Source organism: Micromonospora sp. NPDC049301, from assembly GCF_040678715.1.
Classification (GTDB): Bacteria; Actinomycetota; Actinomycetes; order Mycobacteriales; family Micromonosporaceae; genus Micromonospora.
The window spans coordinates 264,618-285,523 of record NZ_JBFAQO010000006.1; the positions used below are offsets into that span (position 1 = coordinate 264,618).

A 20,906-nucleotide genomic window follows, 5' to 3' on the forward strand; every position below is an offset into this window, starting at 1 on the left:
CCTCCCGCGGTCAGCGGGTGCCAGTAGCGGCGGCGCGGCGGCGGGAGAGAGCGTCCACGCTGGCGGCGAGGAGAAGCACGACGCCGGTGACCACGTACTTGACTCCCGCGCTGTACCCCATCAGACCCATTCCGTTTTCGATGACCGCGACCACCGCGCCGCCGAGCACGGCGTCGAGGACGCGGCCCTTGCCGCCGAAGAGGCTCGTGCCGCCGATCACCGCCGCGCCGACCGCGTAGAGCAGTACGTTACTGCCACCGGTGTTCGGGTCGACCGAGTTGGCCCGGCTGGCCGCCACGATGCCACCGACGGCGGCCATGGACGAGCAGATCACGAACACCGAGATCCGGATCCGGTCGACGTTGATGCCGGCCCGGCGGGCCGCTTCCCGGTTGCCGCCCACGGCGTAGATGTGCCGGCCGTAGCTGGTGCGTTGGAGCACGAAGGTCCAGACGATCAGCAGCACCGCGATGACCGGCACCACGATCGGCACACCCTTGAGCGAGACGATCAGTACGTTGCGGCTGCGCTCCAGGTTGAGGACGTACACCGCCGTGCCGAGGATGATGGCCAGCCCGGCGATCCGGAGCGCCACCACCGCGATCGGGTCGGTGATCAGACCGCGGGCGACGCGGTTGCGGTGGCGCAGCAGTTGCACCGCCGCGTAGCCGACGACGGCGAGGATGGTCAACGCCCAGCCCAGGGTGGGTGCGAGGTTGCGGTTGGCGATGGCGACCAGCACCTCGTCCCGGACGGAGATGTTGGTGCCCTCCTTCACGAGCAGCAGCACGATGCCCTGGAAGGCGAGGAAACCGGCGAGGGTGACCACGAAGGACGGAATTCCGATCTTCGCGACCAGCAGACCGAGGCCGGTGCCGATGACCAGACCGGTGGCGACCGCGGCGAGCACGGCCACCCACCAGGGGTAACCGAGCACGGTGACCACATTGGCCAGCACCGCGGCGCAGACCCCGCTGGCGAAGCCGGCGGAGAGGTCGATCTCACCGAGCAGCAGCACGAAGACCAGACCCATCGCGATCAGCGTGACCGCCGCGCCCTGGGTGAAGAGGTTGGCGAAGTTGCCGGCCGACAGGAACGACGACGGCCGCATGACCGCGAAGACGGTGCAGAGCACGATCAGGCCGAGCACGGCCGGTAGCGCGCCGACGTCGCCACCGCGTACGCGCCTCCAGTAGTTGCGGACGTGGCCCCCGACGGTCGGCGGCGGTGTGACGGCCGCGGGGCCGTCCTTCCGCACGGCGGTGGTGGTCATCGGTCGCCTCCTGAGGTCGAGTCGGCCGGCTGCGCGCCGTTGCCGTTGCCGCCCGGGTCGGTGGCGAGGCCGAGCCCGCCCGAGCGCCCGGCGGTGATCAGTTCGACCACCTGGGCATGGGTGATGTCGGTGGTCTTCACCTGCGCGACCATCTGACCGAGGTACAGCGCGGCGATCCGGTCGGAGACGGCGAAGACGTCGTTCATGTTGTGCGAGATGAGCACCACGGCCAGGCCGTTGTCGGCGAGCCGCCGGACCAGTTCGAGGACCTGGGCGGTCTGCGCCACGCCGAGCGCCGCGGTCGGCTCGTCCAGGATGACGATCCTGCTGTTCCACAGCACGGCCTTGGCGATGGCCACGGTCTGGCGCTGCCCCCCGGAGAGGCTGGAGACGTGCTGGCGCAGCGAGGTGACGGTGCGGATGGAGAGCCCGGCCAGCGTCTCGGCGGCGAGCTGTTCCATGGTCGGCTCGTCGAGGACGATGCCCCTGCGCCGCTCCCGGCCGAGGAACATGTTCTGCACGATGTCGAGGTTGTCGCAGAGCGCCAGGTCCTGGTAGACGACCTCGATGCCGAGTGCGGCGGCGTCGCGGGGGTTGCTGATGTGTACCGGTTCGCCGTTGAACAGGAACTCGCCGGCGTCGGTGGGGTGGATGCCGCTGATGCACTTGACCAGGGTGGACTTGCCGGCGCCGTTGTCACCGACCAACGCGGTCACCTCGCCGGGGTGGACGGTGAAGGCGACGTCGCGGAGCACCTGGACGGGACCGAAGCTCTTGTCGATCCCGCGTAGTTCCAGCAGGGGGGTCGCGGACACGGGGGTCTCCTTCTTAAGGGAGGGTCGGGGCCCGTCCGGCGGGCGCCGCCCGGCACGGGGAGGTTCTCCCGTGCCGGGCGGCGTGTGTCGTCGCGGCGGGTACTGCGCGTCGGTCAGCTGATGCCGGCGTCGGCGCAGAGCTTGGCGTACGTCCCGGCGCAGACCTCTTCCTTGGTCACGTAGCCGTCGGCGATGACGTCCTTGATGTTCTCCTTGTAGATGGCCTTCGGGGTGAGCAGCACCGAGGGGACGTCGCGGCCACCCTCCGGGTCCTTCACCGTCTGGCCGGTGTCCTTCTTCTCGCCCTTGGCGAGCGCGATGGCCAGGTCGGACGCGGCCTTGGCCTCTTCCCGGACCGCCTTGTAGACGGTCATGCACTGGTCACCGACGAGGATGTTCTGCAGGCCCTCCGGTGTGGCGTCCTGCCCGGTCACCGGCACCTTGCCGTTGAGCTTGTTCTTCTTCAGGATCGAGATGGCCGCGTTGCCGAGGCCGTCGTTGGCGGCGAGCACGCCGTCGATCTTGCCGTTGGCCTTGGTGAGCTGCTGCTCGAAGATCGTCGCGGCCTGCGCGTTGTCCCACGCCGGCACGGCGTCCTCGGGGCCCTTCGTGTATTCCTTGGCGTCGAACTTCGGCTTGAGCACCGAGTCGTAGCCGTTCTTGAACAGGGTGGCGTTGTTGTCGGTGGGGGAGCCGTTGAGGTACGACACGACCGGGTTCTTGGCGCCCTGGTCGGTCAGGCACTTGACCAGACCCTCGCCCTGGAGCTTGCCCACGGTCTCGTTGTCGAAGCTGACGTAGTACTGGGCGGAGCCGCCCAGGGTGAGCCGGTCGTAGTCGATGGTGGCCACACCCTGCGACTTGGCCTTGTCGAGCACGGCCTTGCCGGTGCCGGAGTCCAGGTTGACGATCATCAGGGCGGTGACGCCGCTGGTGATCATCTGGTCGGCGATGGTCTGGAAGGCGGTCTTGTCGTTCTGGGCGTTCTGGATGTCGTACTGGACGCCGGCGGCCTTGAACGCCTCTTCCAGGAACCGACGGTCCGCGGTCTCCCAGCGGGCGGAGGACTTGCTGTCCGGGAGGATGACGCCGATCTTGGGGGTCTTCGCGGAGCTGGCCTGGTCGTCGCCGGCGTTGTCGCCGCAGGCGGTCATGCTGCCGGTCGTGAGTAGACCCACGGCGGCGATGGTGAGGAGCCCCTTACGCATGTGCAGGGTCCTTTCGGGGTGGGGGAGGCGGTTCTTTTGTTGTGCCCGGCAACGTATTTCGCCTGCGCGCGGGTCCACAAGACCGCCGGAAGGTCAAGTTTGTTGGGAGCAATAACAATTCAGCAACGCGACTGTCACTCCCCGGTCATCCAGGGGTGATGACGCTGGGCGGCAGCGGTCAGCGGGTCTGCAGCGCCGCCGTACGCGCCTCGGTCAACGCCACCAGATCCGCCGCCGCCAGTTCGAGTTGCAGACCGCGCCGGCCAGCGGAGACATAGATCGTCGGCAGGTCCAGCGCGGATTCGTCCAGCACGGTGGGCAGCCGTCGGCGCTGCCCGAGCGGGCTGATCCCGCCGCGCACGTAGCCGGTCGCCCGCTCGGCGACCGCCCGGTCGGCCAGCGCCGCCCGCTTGCCGCCGACCGCCGCCGCGAGCGCCTTGAGGTCCAGCTCGCCGGTGACCGGGACGACCGCCACGGTGAGCCCCCCGTCGACCTCGGTCACCAGCGACTTGAACACCCGCTCCGGCGGCACGCCGAGCGCCGCCGCCACCAGGGCGCCGTAGTTCGGCGCGTCCGGTGCCACCCGGTACGGGTGGGTGCGATGCGCGATCCCACGCTTGACCAGCAGTGCCGTCGCCGGAGTGCCCTGTCCCGCCACGACGACGAACCTAGTCCACCGGTTGGCAGACCAGCACGGTCGGTGCCCCGGCGACCCGGGTGAGCACCAGGCTCGCCGCCGCGTCACCGGCCAGCCGCAGGTCCCGCCGGAGCTGCTCCGGGGTGAGCGCGGAACCCCGCTTGAGGATCTCCACCCGGCCCACCCGGCGGTCCCGCAGCAGGGCACGCAGACGCTTGAGCGAGAACGGCAGCACGTCGGTCACCTCCAGGCAGCGCGCGTACGGCGTGCGGGTGGCCTGGTCGGCGTAGAGGTAGGCGATGCTCGGGTCGCCGAGGGTGGCGTCCAGCTCGCCGGCCAGTTCGGCGACCAGGTGCGCGCGGACCACCGCCGGATCGGGGTCGTACAGGTAGCGGCGTACCGGCCCGACGGCGGCCTCGGCGGCACCCGAGCCGGTGAGCTGGTGGCAGCGGGTCTCCCCGCCGCCCGCCTCCTGCCGGTAGAGGGTGGCGCGACGGGGCACCCCGGCCAGCTCGCCGCACCAGAGCGCGGCCTCGACCAGGTCGCCGTCCACGCCGACCCACTCCGCCTCGGCGCCGGCCGGGATGAGCGCGTGATCCAGCCCCGGTGCCACCTTGACCACGGTGCGCGGCACCCGCTCGGCGAGCCCGGTGACGAAGTCCCACGGCGGGGAGTAGGCGCGCGGGTCGAAGATCCGCCGTCCGGTGCCGGCCCGCCGCCGGGCCGGGTCGCAGAAGACGCCGTCGACCCGGGAGACGTCGAACGTGGTGGCGTCGCCGCACTCGACCGTGAACAGGTCGGCCAGCCCGGCCGCCGCCGCGTTGGCGGCGGCCATCTCGGCGGTCACCGGGTCGGCCTCCACCCCGTACACCCGGATGCCGGCGCGGGCGGCGGCCAGCGCGTCGGCGCCGAGGCCGCAGCCGAGGTCGGCCAGGGTCTGGACGCCCGCGTCGCGCAGCCGGGCGGCCCGGCGGTCGGCGACCACCCGGCGGGTGGCCTGCTCCAGGCCGGCGCGGGTGAGGAACATCCCGGCGGCGGCCGGGCCGAACTTGCCGACCGCCCGGTGGCGCAGCTCGGCCTGGGTGAGCGCCGCCGCGGCCAGCGCCGGCGGCACCCCGGTCGCGCGCAGGGCCGACGCTGCGGTCAGCGGGTCACCGCCGGCCAGCCCGGCCGCCGCCGCGAGCGCGGCCGACCCCTCGGGGGTACGCAGAGCAGCCAGCTGGTCGAGGTCCACCCGATCATTGTCCCGGGCCGGCCGGGCTGCCCGGACGGTGGTGTCAGTCGGTGGACGTGGCGGCGACGACCGCCCGTTCCGTGGCGACACGGCGGGCGGTGCGTTGGCACTCTCCTTGACGGAGTGCTAGCCACGGAATAACCTGCGATTAGCACTCTCACCCTGAGGGTGCCAGCTCCCGGGTCTCGCGACCCGGGTGCGCACGCCAGGCGGACCGGCACCCGCGACGACGGCCCCGCCCGGTGGCATGAGGCAGATTGACGCTGGTCGGCCCCGCCGGCCGGCAACGAAACCAGTACCCCAGGAGGGTATGCCCGTGACTACCGCGACCAAGGTTGCGATCAAGCCGCTCGAGGACCGCATCGTGGTCCAGGCGAACGAGGCTGAGACCACCACGGCGTCGGGCATCGTGATCCCCGACACCGCCAAGGAGAAGCCGCAGGAGGGCACTGTCCTCGCTGTGGGCCCGGGGCGCGTCGACGACAACGGCAACCGGGTTCCGGTTGACGTTCAGGTCGGCGACACCGTCCTCTACTCGAAGTACGGCGGCACCGAGGTCAAGTACGCCGGCGAGGAGTACCTGGTGCTCTCCGCCCGCGACGTCCTCGCGGTCATCGAGAAGTAAGCAACCGATCAGTGTCATTGCCCCGGTCCGGCTCGCCGGGCCGGGGCAGTGGCGCTTCGAAGGGACATTCATGGCGAAGATCCTGAGCTTCTCGGACGACGCCCGGCACCAGCTGGAGCACGGTGTCAACGCCCTCGCGGACGCGGTCAAGGTCACCCTCGGCCCGCGCGGGCGCAACGTCGTCCTGGACAAGAAATTCGGTGCGCCGACGATCACCAACGATGGTGTGACCATCGCCAAGGAGATCGAGCTCACCAATCCCTACGAGAACCTCGGCGCGCAGCTGGTCAAGGAGGTGGCGACCAAGACCAACGACGTCGCCGGCGACGGGACCACCACCGCGACCGTGCTGGCCCAGGCGATGGTCCGCGAGGGCCTGCGCAACGTCACCGCCGGTGCCAACCCGGCGGGCCTCAAGCGGGGCATCGACGCGGCGGCCACCAAGATCTCCGAGGCGCTGCTCGGTCGGGCCGCGGAGGTCACCGGCAAGGAGTCGATCGCGAACGTGGCGACGATCTCCGCGCAGGACTCCACCATCGGCGAGCTGATCGCCGAGGCGATGGAGCGCGTCGGCCGCGACGGTGTCATCACCGTCGAGGAGGGCTCGATGCTCACCACCGAGCTGGACGTGACCGAGGGTCTCCAGTTCGACAAGGGCTTCATCTCGCCGAACTTCGTCACCGACCTGGAGGGTCAGGAGTCCGTCCTTGAGGACGCGTACATCCTGGTCACCACCCAGAAGATCTCGGCGATCGAGGAGCTGCTGCCGCTGCTGGAGAAGGTCCTGCAGAACGGCAAGCCGCTGCTGATCATCGCTGAGGACGTGGACGGCCAGGCGCTCTCCACGCTGGTGGTCAACTCGCTGCGCAAGACCATCAAGGTCTGCGCGGTGAAGGCCCCGGGCTTCGGTGACCGGCGCAAGGCGATGCTCCAGGACATCGCGATCTCCACGGGCGCCGAGCTGGTCGCCCCGGAGCTGGGCTACAAGCTCGACCAGGTCGGCCTGGAGGTGCTCGGCACCGCCCGGCGTGTCGTGGTCGACAAGGAGAACACCACGATCGTCGACGGCGGCGGCCAGAGCGCCGACGTTGCCGACCGGGTGGCCCAGATCCGCAAGGAGATCGAGGCCTCCGACTCCGACTGGGACCGGGAGAAGCTGGGCGAGCGGCTCGCGAAGCTCTCCGGCGGCATCGCCGTGATCAAGGTGGGTGCGGCGACCGAGGTCGAGATGAAGGAGCGCAAGCACCGCATCGAGGACGCCATCGCGGCGACCAAGGCCGCGGTCGAGGAGGGCACCGTGCCCGGCGGCGGCGCCGCCCTGGTGCAGGTCTCCTCGGTGCTCGATGACGATCTCGGCTTCACCGGTGACGAGAAGGTCGGCGTCTCGGTCGTGCGTAAGGCACTGGTCGAGCCGCTGCGCTGGATCGCGCAGAACGCCGGTCACGACGGCTACGTCGTGGTGCAGAAGGTCGCCACCAAGGAGTGGGGCAACGGCCTCGACGCCGCCACCGGCGACTACGTCGACCTGGTCAAGGCCGGCATCATCGACCCGGTGAAGGTGACCCGCAACGCGGTCACCAACGCCGCCTCGATCGCCGGCCTGCTGCTGACCACGGAGAGCCTCGTGGTCGAGAAGCCGGAGCAGGCCGAGCCGGCCGCCGCCGGTGGGCACGGCCACGGCCACGGCCACGGCCACCAGCACGGCCCGGGCTTCTGATCCGGTAGCAGTACGTCCCCGGGGCACACCGTCGTACGGCGGTGTGCCCCGGTCCGTCTCCTCCGGTCATTACCGAACGCTGACGTGGTTGGCGACCGGCCGAGTTGATCGCGCACACTGGGCCGATGAGCACCACGTCACGGCGGTACGCCGCGCTGGCCGGAGTCACCGCCGCCGCCGTCGCGATCGGGATCGCGGAACCGGTCGCGGTGCTGACAGGTCCCCGGTCGGCGCCGCTGGTCGCGGTCGGCGGGGTGGTCGTCGACGCCGTCCCGGAGTCGCTGAAGCAGTTCGCCATCGACGTCTTCGGCACCGCCGACAAGATCGCCCTGCTGGTCGGCACGGCGTTGCTGCTGGGCGCGTTCGCCGCGCTGTTCGGGATGCTGGCGGTGCGCCGGCTGGCTCTCGGCCTGGCCGGCATCGCGGCGTTCTCCGCCGTGGGCGTGGCCGCCGCGCTGACACGTGCCGGCGCGGACGCCGCCGACGCGCTGCCGTCCCTGGTCGGCGGTGGTCTCGGCGCCCTGGTGCTCTGGCTGTTCATCGCCGGCCCGCTGGAGCTGGATCCGTGGCCCTGGTCCCCACCCACGCCGATCGCGTCCCGCGAGGTCGCACCGCCGGCGCCGGTGTCGCCGGCCGGCCCCACCGCGCCGGACAGCCTGCCGGTGCCGGTGACCCCTGCCGCGCCGCCGGAGCCGGTCGCGTCGAGCGGGCGGGCGCCGGGTGAGGGGGTCGACCCGGAGTCGCGGCGGCGCTTCCTCACCAGCGCCGGGGTGCTGCTCGGCACGGCGACGGTGGCCGGTCTCGGCGGCCGCTGGCTGGCCGGGCGGCGTGGAGTGTCGGCCGCCCGGGAGGCGATCCGGCTGCCCGCGCCGGTCGCCCCCGCACCGGCACTGCCGGCGGGCGCGGACCTCTCGATGGCCCAGCTCGCGCCGTACGTCACCCCGAGCTCCGGGTTCTACCGGATCGACACCGCGCTGGTGGTGCCGCAGGTGGACCCGGAGACCTGGCGGCTGCGCATCCACGGTCGGGTCCGTACCGAGCGCACCTACAGCTACGCCGACCTGCTGGCCCGGCCGATGGTCGAGCGGTACATCACGCTGGCCTGCGTCTCCAACGAGGTCGGCGGGGACCTGATCGGCAACGCCCGTTGGCTCGGCGTACCCCTGCGCGAGCTGCTCGACGAGGTCGAGCCCGAGGAGGACGCCGACCAGGTCGTCGGCCGGTCCGTCGACGGGTGGACCTGCGGCACCCCCACCGCCGTGCTCCGCGACGGGCGGGACGCCCTGCTGGCGGTCGGCATGAACGGCGAGCCGCTGCCGGTCGAGCACGGCTTCCCGGTCCGGGTGGTGGTGCCCGGCCTCTACGGCTACGTGTCCGCCTGCAAGTGGGTGACCGAGCTGGAGCTGACCCGGTTCGCCGACTTCGACGCGTACTGGGTGCCGCGCGGCTGGTCCGCCCAGGGGCCGATCAAGACGCAGTCGCGGATCGACGCGCCCCGGGCGCGCAACCGGCTGACGACCGGCCCGGTCACCGTGGCCGGGGTGGCCTGGGCGCAGCATCGGGGCATCCGCCGCGTCGAGGTACGCGTCGACGGCGGGCCCTGGCAGGAGGCGGAACTGGCCCCGACGGTGTCGGTGGACACCTGGGTGCAGTGGTCGTGGCGCTGGGACGCCACGCCGGGCGAGCACCGGCTCCAGGTCCGGGCGACCGACGCGACCGGTGAGACCCAGACCGAGCGCACGCAGGGCGTCGCCCCGGACGGCGCCACCGGCTGGCACACGGTCGCCGTCAACGTCCGCTGAGCACCCCTCGGCCGGCTCCCGCCGCCTCCACCTGGAGATCTTGGACAGTTCCCGTTCCGTCTGCACGGAAACTGTCCAAGATCCGCACGCTGCGACCGGGAAATCGCGCAACCGAGCCCCCGACCGGGTACGCGCGAACCGCGCCCCCGTTGCGGGGGCGCGGTTCGCGGTATGTCGAGGGAGTGCCGGGGTCAGGCGACGTTGCGCTGGGCCGGGACGGTGGACTTGTGCGGGCGACCCAGCCGGGCCTCCAGGCGGGACACGTCGACCCGGGCCTGCCGGCGGTCCGCCAGGTCCTCCCAGCCGACGGCGAGCAGGCGCAGCCGCTCCGACTCGCTGAAGCCGCCCCACACGCCGTACGGCTCGCGGACCGACAGGGCGTGCGCGGCGCACTCGGCTCGGACCGGGCAGGCGCGGCAGACGGCCTTGGCGGCGGACTCCCGACGCAGTCGGGAGGAGCCCCGCTCGCCGTCGGGGTGGAAGAACTGGGCGCTGTCGCGGCCTCGGCAGGCACCGAGCCGCTGCCAGTCCCAGAGGTCGACGATGGGTCCGGGCAGTCTACGTACGTTCGACATCAGCACCCCTCCTCCCGCGCGGCACCGCGAGATGCTTGTGGCCGGCTTCCGGGCGGCGGGCCGCGCAGGCGCACCGTTCCCGGCCTGGATCTCTCGGTACCCGGGCTGTCCCCGACTCACACGTCTGTGATCGAGAACGCCCCGGAAGTTGCGGCTTTTGCCCCATCTGTCGGAAAAGTTCGGAGGATTGCCGGGAACCCCCTCCCCAGCCGACCCCGTCATGGTCTGCTCGTTGGCGGAGAGGAGATCACAGTGCGTAGCGTTCTTGTGTGCGTTCGGACACCACTCGCGGCCCAGCACCTGACTTCCGCGGCCGCGCGGCTGGGGTTGTCCGCGATCGTTCGTACCGCTGTCTCCGATCCCGAGGTGATGCTGCGGCTGGCCGAGCGGCCGGCCGACGTGGTGCTGGCCGACACGGCCCTCACCCGGCCGGACAGCGCCGGCTTCGTCCGCCGGGTGCTGGCCCGCGCACCGCAGGCGGCGGTGGTGCTGCTCGGCGCCGAGGAGTCCGAGGCCGCGGCGGCCACCATCAGCGCCGGCGCCCGGGGCCTCATCCAGAACGCCGACCACGACCTGACCAGCGCGGTGGCCAAGGCCCTGCTGCTGCTCACCGCGCCCGGCCGGGCCTCCCGGCAACGGATCACCGACCCGGCCCGGGACACGGCGGCGGTCGGCGGGCGCTCGGCGCCGTCGCTGCGCGGCTCCGGCGAACCCGGCTGGGTCGCCGCGCCGGGGGACGGGACGGCGGGTGTCCCGTCGGTGCCCGTGCAGCGGGGCGACGACGAGGTCGAGTCGGGTACCGGTGAGCCGGCGGGGGACCAGACCGACCCGCCCCGGCCCGCTCCGAGCGCCCGGCCCGCCCGGGCGTCGATCGGGCTCACCGAGCGGGAGCTCCAGGTGCTGCTGGGCATGGCCGAAGGCAAGAGCAACGCGGAGATCGGCCGGGAGCTGTTCGTCTCCGAGGACACCGTCAAGACCCACGCCCGTCGGCTGTTCCGCAAGCTCGGCGCCCGGGACCGGGCACACGCGGTGGCCGCCGGGTTCCGCGCCGGCCTGGTCGCCTGACCGAGCCCGGGCGCCCGAGCGCGCTCGATCCAGGATGAGAGTGGCCTCCCGGAACCGGGAGGCCACTCGTTCCGTGTTGCGGCGCGCGGTGGGGCCCCGGGGTCAGTCGGTGGAGGAGGAAGCGCCCGGTTCGTCCTCGGTGCCCTCGGTCAGGGTGTCGTGCACCCCGTCGGCGTACCCACGGGCGTAGTCCCAGGTCACGTAGTGGTCCGGGTCCGGGTCGTACGCGGGCTCGTGCACCCGGGGCCGGCCCGAGTTGAGCAGGTGCCGCAGGTTGCCCCGGAGCAGGTCCCAGTCGAAGTAGTGGGGCTCCCGGCAGTCCTCGCATTCGATCACCAGGCCGCGGACCCCGATCGGAGCCAGCAGGGCCTGGTAGATCTCCAGGTCGGCGAGGTCTTCCAGCACATCCTGCCGCTCGACGTCGGTCAGCGGATCCGGCGTCGCGTCGTCGCCCGGATCGTCCAGCCCCGCGGTCGGATCGGCCGGGTCGCCGTTGAACGGGTCGATGGGCTCGTCGTGCACCCCCTCACCGTAGACCCAACGCGGCGAAGACGTCCGCCCCCGGCCCGCGCCGGGCCGGCCCGCCACCGGCGGAGGTGCCCAGCTCACTGGGTACGATGGGACGACGCGCCGGCACCGTGGCGCGCTCCGGTGCCCACCCGCGCCACCTCGCTGAAGCCCATCCGAGCAGCTCAGGGGAGCAATCGTGGAGAATTCGCCCAGCACCGATCTTCCGGCCGGCGCCGACCACGCCGAGCTGGGCGGCCACCTGCCCGAGCTGCCTGCCGGCTCGGCCCGGGTGGTTCCGCTCGGGCTCACCTTCGACGACGTGCTGCTGCAGCCGGGCGAGTCGGACGTGGTTCCCAGCCGCGTCAACACCCGTACGAAGCTCACCCGCAACATCGAGTTGTCCATCCCGCTGCTGTCCAGCGCGATGGACACGGTGACCGAGGCCCGGATGGCGATCGCCATGGCCCGCCAGGGTGGCATCGGCGTGTTGCACCGCAACCTCTCGCTGGAGGACCAGGCCCTCCAGGTCGACCTGGTGAAGCGCTCCGAGTCCGGCATGATCACCAACCCGGTGACCGCCAGCCCGACCGACACCCTGCGCGAGGTCGACGAGCTCTGCGGGCGGTACCGGATCTCCGGCGTGCCGGTGGTGGACGGCGACGGCCAGCTCGTCGGCATCGTCACCAACCGCGACATGCGCTTCGTTCACGAGCCGGACACCCCGGTGCACGAGATCATGACCCGGACCCCGCTGGTCACCGCCCGGGTCGGGGTGAGCAAGGACGAGGCGCTGGACCTGCTGCGCCGGCACAAGGTCGAGAAGCTGCCGATCGTCGACGACTCGGGCCGGCTGCGCGGGCTGATCACCGTCAAGGACTTCACCAAGAGCGAGCAGTACCCGAACGCCACCAAGGACGACGCGGGCCGGCTGCGGGTCGCCGCCGCCGTGGGCGTCGGCGAGGACGCGTACAAGCGGGCCCGGACCCTGGTCGACGCGGGCGTGGACGTGCTGATCGTGGACACCGCGCACGGCCACCAGCGGGCCGTGCTGGACATGGTCCGCCAGCTCAAGAAGGACGTCAGCATCGATATCGTGGGCGGCAACGTGGCCACGTACGCCGGCGCGAAGGCACTGGTCGACGCCGGCGCCGACGGGATCAAGGTCGGCGTGGGTCCGGGCGCGATCTGCACCACCCGGATCGTCGCCGGGGTCGGCGTCCCGCAGATCACCGCGATCATGGAGGCGGCCCGGGCCGCCCGCCCGGCCGGTGTGCCGGTGATCGGCGACGGCGGTATCCAATACTCCGGCGACATCGCCAAGGCGCTGGTCGCCGGCGCCGACACGGTGATGCTGGGCAGCCTGCTGGCGGGCTGCGAGGAGAGCCCCGGCGAGCTGATCTTCATCAACGGCAAGCAGTACAAGGCGTACCGCGGGATGGGCTCGCTCGGCGCGATGCAGTCCCGGGGGCAGGCCAAGTCGTACTCGAAGGACCGGTACTTCCAGCAGGACGTGCTCGCCGAGGACAAGCTGGTCCCCGAGGGCGTCGAGGGCCAGGTGCCCTACCGGGGCCCGCTGTCCGCGGTCGCCCACCAGCTCACCGGCGGGCTGCGCGCCGCGATGGGGTACGTCGGCGCGGAGAGCATCCCCGAGCTGCACCGGCGTGGCCAGCTGATCCGGATCACTGCGGCCGGGCTCAAGGAGAGCCACCCGCACGACATCCAGATGACCGTCGAGGCGCCCAACTACCACTCCCGCTGACCATCCCCCAACAACCTGGAGTCCCCCATGCGTGACGTGGTCGAGATCGGGCTGGGCAAGACCGCGCAGCGCGGCTACCACCTGGACGACATCGCCATCGTGCCGAGCCGACGGACGCGGGACGTCGACGACGTCTCCACCGCCTGGCAGCTGGACGCGTACCCGTTCGGCATCCCATGTGTCGGGCACCCGTCCGACGCCACGATGAGCCCGGCGTCCGCGGTCCGGCTCGGTCAGCTCGGCGGCCTCGGCGTGCTCAACGTCGAAGGGCTGTGGACCCGCTACGAGAACCCGACCAAGGTGCTGGAGGAGCTGGCCGGCCTCGACGAGGACGCCCGCGCCACCAAGCGGCTCCAGGAGGTGTACGCGGAGCCGATCCGCCCCGACCTGATCGCCGAGCGGGTCCGCGAGCTGCGCGCCGGTGGCGGCACGGTGGCGGTGCGGGTGTCCCCGCAGCACACCCTGGCGCTGGCCCCGGTGATCCTGGACGCCGGGGTGGACATCCTGGTCATCCAGGGCACCATCGTCTCGGCCGAGCACGTGTCGACCACCGACGAGCCGTTGAACCTCAAGGAGTTCATCGCCGACCTCGACCTGCCGGTGATCGTCGGCGGCTGCACGGACTACAAGACCGCGCTGCACCTGATGCGCACCGGCGCGGCCGGCGTGATCGTGGGCATCGGCGGCGACGAGTGGTCGACGACCGAGTCGGTGCTGGGCATCCGGGTGCCGATGGCCACCGCGATCGCCGACGCCGCGGCGGCCCGCCGGGACTACCTCGACGAGACCGGCGGCCGGTACGTGCACCTGATCGCCGACGGCGACATCCAGACCTCGGGCGACATCGCCAAGGCGCTGGGCTGCGGTGCCGACGCGGTGATGCTCGGCGAGCCGCTGTCGCTCTGCGACGAGGCGCCCGCCGGTGGTGCCTGGTGGCACTCGGCGGCCAGCCACCCGTCGCTGCCCCGGGGCGCGTTCGAGGCGTCCGGCGAGCCGATCGGGTCGATGGAGCAGCTGCTCTTCGGCCCGGCCGACGAGCCCGACGGCCAGCTCAACCTGTTCGGCGGGCTGCGCCGGGCGATGGCCAAGTGCGGCTACCGCGACCTCAAGGAGTTCCAGAAGGTCGGCCTGGTCCTCGACCGCTGACCCGTCCCGCACACGCCGGAAGGCCGGCCCCGCCACGCTGCGGGGCCGGCCTCCGTCGTACCGGGGGCGTCAGCCCTCGGTGAACTCGACCCAGTTGAGGTTGCCCAGGCCGCTGGTCGGCCCGCCGGGTACGGCGGTGTAGACCAGGTAGAGCCGGTGCGCTCCGGCCGGCTGGTCCACCGGCACGGTGGTGCTGGTGAAGGCGGCGTTGCCGGTGGTCGCGTTCAACGTCGCCGTGGCGGCGACCGGGCCGGTCGGCGAGTCGAGCCGCAGCTCCACCCGGGCCCGCGGGGTGCCGGCGGTGGCCGCCGAGCCGCCCGAGTGCCGCAGCGTCACGGTGGAGACACCGCCCAGGTTGATCGGGTCGAAGGCGATGTGGTCGCCCGGGTCGATCGCGCTGACGTGCTGCCCGCCGCCGGTGTCACCGGTGGTGGCCACCTCGACGCCCTGCTTCACCTGGGCGTACTCGGCCTGCTGCCGGGGCGCCTGGATGATCGCCTGGCCGACCGTGGTGAGCGGGGCCTGACCGCCGCCGCCGAGGTCCGTGTACGAGGCGCTGATTCCGCCGTACAGGTACCCGCCGGCGTGGTCACCGCCGTCGGCCGGGGTGGCGAGGGTGCCGGTGCAGCCGGTGGTGGAGCTGTCCGGGTGGCCGTGGCTGTCGTGGCCGAGGACGAAGGTGACGGTCACCCGCGAGCAGTCCACCGGCCCGTCCTCCGGGTCGGAAACCGTGACGGTGAACGGCACGCTCTCACCCCAGGTGAAGAAGCTGCCGGCCACCGGGGAGGTGACGGTCACCGTGGGCGCGGTGTTGCCGACCACGATCTCCTTGGTGAGCACCGCGGTCCGGCCGCTGGAGTCGGTCACCGTCAGCTTGGCGGTGTACGTCCCGTTCGCCGGGTAGGTGAACGACGGGTTCGGGTCGGCCGAGTCGACCGTGCCGTCGCTGGTGAAGTCCCAGGCGTACGAGATGGACTCGCCCGGGTCCGGGTCGTAGCTGCCGGCCGAGGAGAACCGCACGGTCAACGGCGCGGTACCCGACGTCGGGGTGGCGTCGAGCTTCGCCACCGGCGACCGCTGACCCTTGACGTACCGGATCACCGACAGCTGCGCGTCCGGGTTGGCCCGGAAGAAGCCGTCGCCGTACTCGAGCAGGTAGAGCGAGCCGTCCGGGCCGAACTCCATGTCCATCGGGTTGTCGAAGACGACGCCCGGCAGGAACTGCTCGACCCCGGTCAGGGTGCCCCGGCCGTCGGTGCGCATCATGAAGATCTTGTCCCGGGTGAACTCACCGAACACCACCGCGTTCTGGTAGTACTCGGGGAACTTCACCTCCGAGGTCGACGCCGGGTCGTACGAGTAGATCGGGCCGCCCATCGGGCCGACGCCGCCCGTGCCGATCACCGGCCACGTGAAGTCGCAGCTGGTCGGCGGGGTCTCCAGGTACGACCCGGCGCACGGGGTGCGTCCGTCGAAGGTGTACCAGAACTGCGGCTGCTCGACCTTCGGCAGCACCCGCAGGCCGGTGTTGCGCGGCGAGTCGTTGACCGGGGCGCCGCAGTTGAACGGGGCGCCGGAGGTCCGGGTGACGAAGTCGAAGTCGATGTACGGCAGGCTCGGCGAGTAGCAGTAGGGCCAGCCGTAGTTGCCGGCCTTGTCGGTGGCGAACCAGCGGCCGGTGCCGTCCGGTCCACGGGTCGGGCTCGGTACGCGGGAATCCGGCGAGTAGTCGCCGACGTAGACCGTGCCGCGGGCGTCCACGTCGTACCGGAACGGGTTGCGCAGCCCCATCAGGAAGATCTCCGGTCGGGTCCGGCCGGTGGTGTCCAGCTCCTCGGGGAAGAGGTTGCCCTTCGGGACGGTGTACGTGCCGTTGGCCCGGACCTTGATCCGCAGGAGCTTGCCGCGCAGGTCGTTGGTGTTGGCGGCGGAGCGCTGCGCGTCGTAGCCGGGGCCCTGGGTCGGCGACTCGTTGATCGGGGCGTACCCGTCCGAGCCGCCGGCGTTGGTGTCGTCCCCGGTGATCAGGTAGAGCAGGCCCTTGCCGTCGAACTTGATCTCACCGGCCACGTGGCAGCAGATGCCACGGTCCACGTCGACCCGGAGGATCTGCTGTTCGGTGCTCATGTCCAGGTGCGGGGTGGGGGAGTTCACCAGCTTCACCCGGGAGAGCTGGTTGTAGCCCTTGAACTTGTTCCACACGGTCGGGTCGGTGGAGGTGGCCGGCGCGTCGCCCTCGTTGACGCCCGGGGTGGCCGGGTCGTCGACCGGGGTGTTCAGCTTCGGCGCGTAGTAGATGTAGACCCACTTGTTGGTGGCGAAGTCCGGGTCGATCGCCACCGACTGGAGGCCGTCCTCGTCGTGCTGGTACACGTCGACGGTGGTGATCACCGGGCTGGCGCCGGTGGCCGGGTCGTAGAGCCGCACCTCGCCGCCGCGGGTGTTGTGCAGCACCCGGCCGTCGGGAAGGACGGCCAGCGACATGGGCTCGCCCGGGTCGTCGTTGAGCGTGACCTTCTCGTAGTTGCCGAGCACGGTGGCGCCGCAGTCGCCCTCGACCACGCCGGCGGACCACTGGATGCCGCCGAGCAGGTGCTCCCGGAACTTCGCCGAGCGGTACGTCTCGATGCTGTGCCCGAGGCCGGTGTAGAAGGAGCGTCCGCCCTGGTGGTCCTTGCACCAGGTGACCGGGTGGTCGTACCCCATCGCGCCGCCGGCGTAGGTCTTCTCGTTCACCGTGGCCAGCACGTGTGCGGAGCCGCGGACGTTGCGGTCGAAGTTGTACCACTCCTCGGTCAGGGTGAGCGTGCGCGGCAGCGTCTCGGCGGCCGGGTGGGCGCGGTCGGCCACGTCCACGACGCCGCGGACGACCGGCGAGGCGCCGGCCACCTTCGCGCCGACCAGATCCTGGTAGAAGGTCCAGTCCGGTTCGGTCTCCGCCGCCGCGTGCACGCCGACGTAGCCGCCGCCGGCCTTGACGTACGCCTCGAATGCCGCCTCCTGGCTGGCGTTGAGCACGTCTCCGGTGGTGTTGAGGAAGACCACCGCCCGGTACTTCGCCAGCTCGGCGGCGGTGAACACGGCGGCGTCCCGGCTCACCGTGACCGTGAAGTCGTTGGCCTTGGCCAACTGCCGGATGGTGTCGACGCCGTCGGGAATGGAGGCCCGACGCTCACCGGCGGTCTTGTTGAAGACGAGCACCCGGTAGGTCTGCGGGGCGCGGGCGGCGGAGCGCAGCGCGGCCGGCCCGTTCTCCACCACGCCCGGCGCGGTCGGTGGCGCGTCGTCGGTCGGCGCGGCGGTGGCGGGCACGGCGGAGGTGAGGGGGATGGTGAGGATGAGTCCAGCGGCGACGGCGAACCATCGTCGTCCGGTCGGTCGGGTCATCGTTCCTCCGGAGATCGGCAGGCGCGCGGCATCCCCGGCCTGGTCGGGCCGGCAGCGCGACTGCGTGGGGGATGGACCGTTCGCCTCCCGTCGCCGTACGGGAGACGCGGGGTGACCGGGCCGGTGGTCGACCGGGCCCGTCAGCGGCCGGCGGTGTGGCCGGCGGGGTGGGGCGCGGCCGGCGTCGGGCGGACGCCGGCCGCGCCGGGGGTCACTTCTTGAGGTAGATCGTCAGGTCGGACATGTTGCGGTAGCTGAGCGCCGCGAAGTCGAGCGACTGGCCCCGGTTGGCGGTGCCGCCGGGGGCGGTGTCCATCTCCCAGTTGGCGTGGTGGAAGTCCCGCTCGCCGATGGTCTGGAAGAACTGCTGGAAGTTGATGTCGCCCTCGCCCAGCGGCGTCATCTGGTGGCCGTTGGGCACGCTGGTGTCGCGGTCGCCGTCCTTGGCGTGGAAGAGCGGGAACCGGGTGGTCCGGTCGGCCACGTTGAGGATCGGGTCGAACAGGTCGGTCACCTCGCGGCCGGCCGGGTCGACGTACTTCTGGTGCTTGTACCGGGCCACGTAGCCCCAGTAGATGTCGAACTCGAAGAAGACGTACCGGGGGTCGGTCCTGCCGAAGAAGTACTCCAGCCGCCGGATGCCCGAGGAGCGGGTGGGCCGGCCCTGCGCGTCCAGCGGTCCGGAGTCCAGCAGGAAGCTGTAGGCGACGTCGTGGTTGTGCGTGTAGAGCCGCATGTCCCGCGCCCGGGCCTGCCGGCCCAGCTCGTTCCAGGTGTCGGCGGCGGCGTCCCAGTCGGCCTTGTACGCGCTGTTGGTCGGGTCGCTGCCGGTGCCGATGTTCTTCATGCCGAGTTCCTCGGCGATGTCCAGTTGCTGCTGGAACGTGGCGGCCTGGATCGAGGCGTGGGTGCCGTTGGCGACCAGGCCGTTGTCGTCGAGGATCTTGCGGATCTCGCGCGGGGTGATCTGGCGGCCGAGGATGTCGGTGCTCTGGGTGTAGCCGGCGAACTCGATCTCCTTGTAGCCGATCTCGGCGAGCCGGGCGAGGACCCGTTCGAAGCCGTACGGCACGCCGCTGTCGTCGGGCGCGGCGGTGATCCGGTCCCGGACGCTGTAGAGGATGATGCCGCGGTTCTGCGACGGGATCAGCGGCTCGACCCGCAGCTTGCTCTTCCCCTTGTCCTTGGGGTTGGCGAGCGCGGGGGTGCCGGTCGCGAGGACCGGCAGGCCGGCCGCGCCGATCGCGGCGGCAGCGCCGGCGGACGCGGCGAGCAGTGACCGGCGGCTGAGGCGGCCGGCCGAGGAGGCGTCGGGTGCGGTGTGGTCGGGCATTTTTCCACCTTTCGCGACGGCGGTTCGCCGTCGATAACGATCAGCAGAGGTGCGACGAGGGTCAGGTCGCGGGCGCCGCCGAGCGCCCGTTCCGCGTCCCGGCGGCGCCGGGAGTGTGCGGTTTCGCGCAGTCGAAGGGGCAGGTCCACGCCGCCGCCACGGCGTGTGGGGGCGGGGGAAACCCCGTCTCCAGCAGCGGTCGGCTTGAATGTTCCGAACGCGTTACATCTTGGAGACAGACACTAACGTCGGTCGAAGCCAAAAGAAAGTATCGATCGGAGCTAACTTTTGTTTGATTTGACGAAAGTAACTGACGATCGTCGATACCCACCTCGCGCCACCCGGCGCTGGCTACGCTCGTCCTGACCGGGGAGCCGCAGGAGGAGTGCGCATGGTCCTGACCGGACGGACACCGACCCGCCGCCGGCTGGCCGCCGCCGTCACCGCGCTGACCTGCGCGATCGCGGTGGCCGCAGCCGGCTGCACCCGCGACGACGGGTTCCGGCCCGGTGCCGCCGACACCGGAGACCCTTACGTCCCTGGAAGCGGCAACGGCGGCTACGACGTTACGCACTACGGCCTGGACGTCAGCTACGACCCGGCGTCCGACCGGCTCACCGGCCGGGCCACCATCACGGCGACGGCCACCCAGGACCTGTCCCGGTTCAATCTGGACCTGGCCGGGCTCGCGGTCAGCCGGGTCACCGTCGGCGACGCCCGGGCCGAGCACCGCCGCGTCGACGGCGAGCTGGTGGTGACTCCGCACGACGGGCTGCCGCGCGGCCGGCCGTTCACGGTGGCGGTGGATTACGCGGGCGTGCCCACCGCCGTCACCGACGGGGAGCTGGGCAGCGGCGGTTTCCTGCACACCGCCGACGGCGCGGTGGCGCTCGGCCAGCCGGACTCCGCCGCCACCTGGTTCCCGGTCAACGACCACCCGTCCGACAAGGCCAGCTACGACCTCGCGGTGACCGTCCCGGACGGCCTGTCCGCGCTGAGCAACGGGGTGCCCGGCCCGAAGAGCAGCGTCGACGGCTGGACCACCTGGCGCTGGTCGGAGCGCACCCCGATGGCCAGCTACCTGACCACCCTGGTGATCGGCGACTACCGGGTGGTGAGCGGCAGTCACGCCGGCCGGCCGATGGTCACCGCGGTGGCGGCGAGCCTCCCGGCGACCGGCGGCGCGGCCCGCGCGCTGGCCCGCACCGGTGAGATCGTCGACTTCCTCGCCAGCCGCTTCGGCCCGTACCCGTTCGACTCGTACGGCGGGATCGTGGTCACTGACGACCGGATCGGCTACGCGCTGGAGACCCAGTCCCGACCGGTCTACGGCCCCGACTTCTTCGCCGACGACCGCCCCAACGTCGGGGTGGTCGCGCACGAGCTGGCCCACCAGTGGTTCGGCGACAGCGTCTCGCTCAGCAGATGGGGCGACATCTGGCTCAACGAGGGCTTCGCCAGCTACGCCGAGTGGCTCTGGGAGGAGCACGACGGCGGCCGCACCGCGCAGCGCAACTTCGAGCTCCAGTACGCGGCGACCGACTGGTCGCAGCCGTCGGTCGAGCCGGGCCGGGAGCGGATGTTCGGCACCGCCGTCTACAAGCGCGGCGCGCTCACCGTGCACGCGCTGCGCCGGACCGTCGGGGACGACACCTTCTTCCGCATCCTGCGTACCTGGACCGCCGAGCGGGCGGGAGGCAACGCCACCACCTCGGACTTCGTCGCGCTGGCCGAGCGGGTGGCGAACCGGCAGCTACGCCCGCTCTTCGACGCCTGGTTGGTGGGCGGTGCCGCGCCCACCCTGCCGTGACGGGGCCGTG

At 71.7% G+C, this 20,906-nt stretch carries 16 protein-coding genes; 7 read left to right on the top strand and 9 right to left on the bottom strand.

From position 1 onward, the window contains the following. Positions 1-10: 10 nt before the first annotated feature. From AB0K07_RS19980 to AB0K07_RS20000, 5 genes are all read right to left on the bottom strand, one after another. Positions 11-1,273, bottom strand: a complete 1,263-nt coding sequence (locus tag AB0K07_RS19980) for an ABC transporter permease (RefSeq protein ID WP_363756895.1) — start codon at positions 1,271-1,273, stop codon at positions 11-13. Then, positions 1,270-2,088, bottom strand: a complete 819-nt coding sequence (locus AB0K07_RS19985) for an ATP-binding cassette domain-containing protein (RefSeq protein WP_363756896.1) — start codon at positions 2,086-2,088, stop codon at positions 1,270-1,272. The genes AB0K07_RS19980 and AB0K07_RS19985 overlap by 4 nt, the downstream gene beginning before the upstream one ends. A gap of 113 nt (positions 2,089-2,201) precedes the next feature. After that, complete coding sequence (locus AB0K07_RS19990) at positions 2,202-3,296, bottom strand: substrate-binding domain-containing protein (RefSeq protein WP_363756897.1); 1,095 nt, start codon at positions 3,294-3,296, stop codon at positions 2,202-2,204. Between the two features lie 178 nt (positions 3,297-3,474). Beyond that, entirely contained in the window at positions 3,475-3,954 is a 480-nt protein-coding gene (gene ybaK / locus AB0K07_RS19995) for a Cys-tRNA(Pro) deacylase (RefSeq protein ID WP_363756898.1), read from the bottom strand. A 10-nt stretch (positions 3,955-3,964) separates the two neighbouring features. Next, entirely contained in the window at positions 3,965-5,167 is a 1,203-nt protein-coding gene (locus AB0K07_RS20000) for a methyltransferase domain-containing protein (protein WP_363756899.1), read from the bottom strand. 310 nt (positions 5,168-5,477) lie between these two features. Here AB0K07_RS20000 and groES point away from each other — a divergent pair, with 310 nt between their 5' ends. The 3 genes from groES (at position 5,478) to AB0K07_RS20015 (ending at position 9,311) form a co-directional block, all read left to right on the top strand. Next, positions 5,478-5,792, top strand: a complete 315-nt coding sequence (gene groES / locus AB0K07_RS20005) for a co-chaperone GroES (RefSeq protein WP_030330046.1) — start codon at positions 5,478-5,480, stop codon at positions 5,790-5,792. A gap of 70 nt (positions 5,793-5,862) precedes the next feature. Continuing rightward, positions 5,863-7,509 carry a chaperonin GroEL gene (groL, locus tag AB0K07_RS20010; RefSeq protein ID WP_363756900.1) on the top strand — a complete coding sequence of 549 codons (1,647 nt, stop codon included), beginning with the start codon at positions 5,863-5,865 and terminating at the stop codon, positions 7,507-7,509. Positions 7,510-7,634: 125 nt separating this feature from the next. Then, entirely contained in the window at positions 7,635-9,311 is a 1,677-nt protein-coding gene (locus AB0K07_RS20015; RefSeq protein WP_363756901.1) for a molybdopterin-dependent oxidoreductase, read from the top strand. Positions 9,312-9,502: 191 nt separating this feature from the next. Here the strand turns inward: AB0K07_RS20015 and AB0K07_RS20020 are convergent, their stop codons facing one another. Next, the gene (locus tag AB0K07_RS20020) at positions 9,503-9,886 is read right to left on the bottom strand and encodes a WhiB family transcriptional regulator (RefSeq protein WP_363756902.1); all 384 of its coding nucleotides are present in this window, start codon (positions 9,884-9,886) and stop codon (positions 9,503-9,505) included. A 252-nt stretch (positions 9,887-10,138) separates the two neighbouring features. Between AB0K07_RS20020 and AB0K07_RS20025 the strand changes: the two genes are divergently transcribed. After that, a complete protein-coding gene (locus AB0K07_RS20025; RefSeq protein WP_363756903.1) occupies positions 10,139-10,951 on the top strand; it encodes a LuxR family transcriptional regulator in 813 nt (270 codons plus the stop codon). Positions 10,952-11,053: 102 nt separating this feature from the next. Here the strand turns inward: AB0K07_RS20025 and AB0K07_RS20030 are convergent, their stop codons facing one another. Further along, positions 11,054-11,473: a DUF5319 domain-containing protein gene (locus tag AB0K07_RS20030; protein WP_363756904.1), complete on the bottom strand. Its 420-nt coding sequence runs from the start codon at positions 11,471-11,473 to the stop codon at positions 11,054-11,056. A gap of 184 nt (positions 11,474-11,657) precedes the next feature. Here AB0K07_RS20030 and guaB point away from each other — a divergent pair, with 184 nt between their 5' ends. Beyond that, positions 11,658-13,220 (top strand): IMP dehydrogenase, encoded by a 1,563-nt coding sequence (guaB, locus tag AB0K07_RS20035; RefSeq protein WP_363756905.1) that lies wholly within the window; start codon positions 11,658-11,660, stop codon positions 13,218-13,220. Between the two features lie 27 nt (positions 13,221-13,247). Continuing rightward, on the top strand, positions 13,248-14,366 hold the full coding sequence (locus tag AB0K07_RS20040; RefSeq protein WP_363756906.1) for a GuaB3 family IMP dehydrogenase-related protein: 1,119 nt from the start codon (positions 13,248-13,250) through the stop codon (positions 14,364-14,366). Positions 14,367-14,435: 69 nt separating this feature from the next. Here AB0K07_RS20040 and AB0K07_RS20045 read toward each other — a convergent pair whose 3' ends face one another. Then, the gene (locus AB0K07_RS20045) at positions 14,436-17,753 is read right to left on the bottom strand and encodes a ThuA domain-containing protein (RefSeq protein ID WP_363756907.1); all 3,318 of its coding nucleotides are present in this window, start codon (positions 17,751-17,753) and stop codon (positions 14,436-14,438) included. Positions 17,754-17,964: 211 nt separating this feature from the next. Next, positions 17,965-19,086 (bottom strand): sugar phosphate isomerase/epimerase, encoded by a 1,122-nt coding sequence (locus tag AB0K07_RS20050; protein WP_363756908.1) that lies wholly within the window; start codon positions 19,084-19,086, stop codon positions 17,965-17,967. Positions 19,087-19,477: 391 nt separating this feature from the next. On the opposite strand from AB0K07_RS20050, the gene AB0K07_RS20055 reads away from it, so the two are divergent. Beyond that, positions 19,478-20,896, top strand: a complete 1,419-nt coding sequence (locus AB0K07_RS20055; RefSeq protein WP_363756909.1) for a M1 family metallopeptidase — start codon at positions 19,478-19,480, stop codon at positions 20,894-20,896. Positions 20,897-20,906: the final 10 nt, after the last annotated feature.

Coding starts and splice junctions, on each gene's coding strand:
- AB0K07_RS19980 (WP_363756895.1), bottom strand. CDS start 1,273: ATGACCACCACCGCCGTGCGGAAGGACGGCCCCGCGGCCGTCACACCG.
- AB0K07_RS19990 (WP_363756897.1), bottom strand. CDS start 3,296: ATGCGTAAGGGGCTCCTCACCATCGCCGCCGTGGGTCTACTCACGACC.
- groES (WP_030330046.1), top strand. CDS start 5,478: ATGCCCGTGACTACCGCGACCAAGGTTGCGATCAAGCCGCTCGAGGAC.
- groL (WP_363756900.1), top strand. CDS start 5,863: ATGGCGAAGATCCTGAGCTTCTCGGACGACGCCCGGCACCAGCTGGAG.
- AB0K07_RS20015 (WP_363756901.1), top strand. CDS start 7,635: ATGAGCACCACGTCACGGCGGTACGCCGCGCTGGCCGGAGTCACCGCC.
- AB0K07_RS20020 (WP_363756902.1), bottom strand. CDS start 9,886: ATGTCGAACGTACGTAGACTGCCCGGACCCATCGTCGACCTCTGGGAC.
- AB0K07_RS20040 (WP_363756906.1), top strand. CDS start 13,248: ATGCGTGACGTGGTCGAGATCGGGCTGGGCAAGACCGCGCAGCGCGGC.
- AB0K07_RS20045 (WP_363756907.1), bottom strand. CDS start 17,753: ATGACCCGACCGACCGGACGACGATGGTTCGCCGTCGCCGCTGGACTC.
- AB0K07_RS20050 (WP_363756908.1), bottom strand. CDS start 19,086: ATGCCCGACCACACCGCACCCGACGCCTCCTCGGCCGGCCGCCTCAGC.
- AB0K07_RS20055 (WP_363756909.1), top strand. CDS start 19,478: ATGGTCCTGACCGGACGGACACCGACCCGCCGCCGGCTGGCCGCCGCC.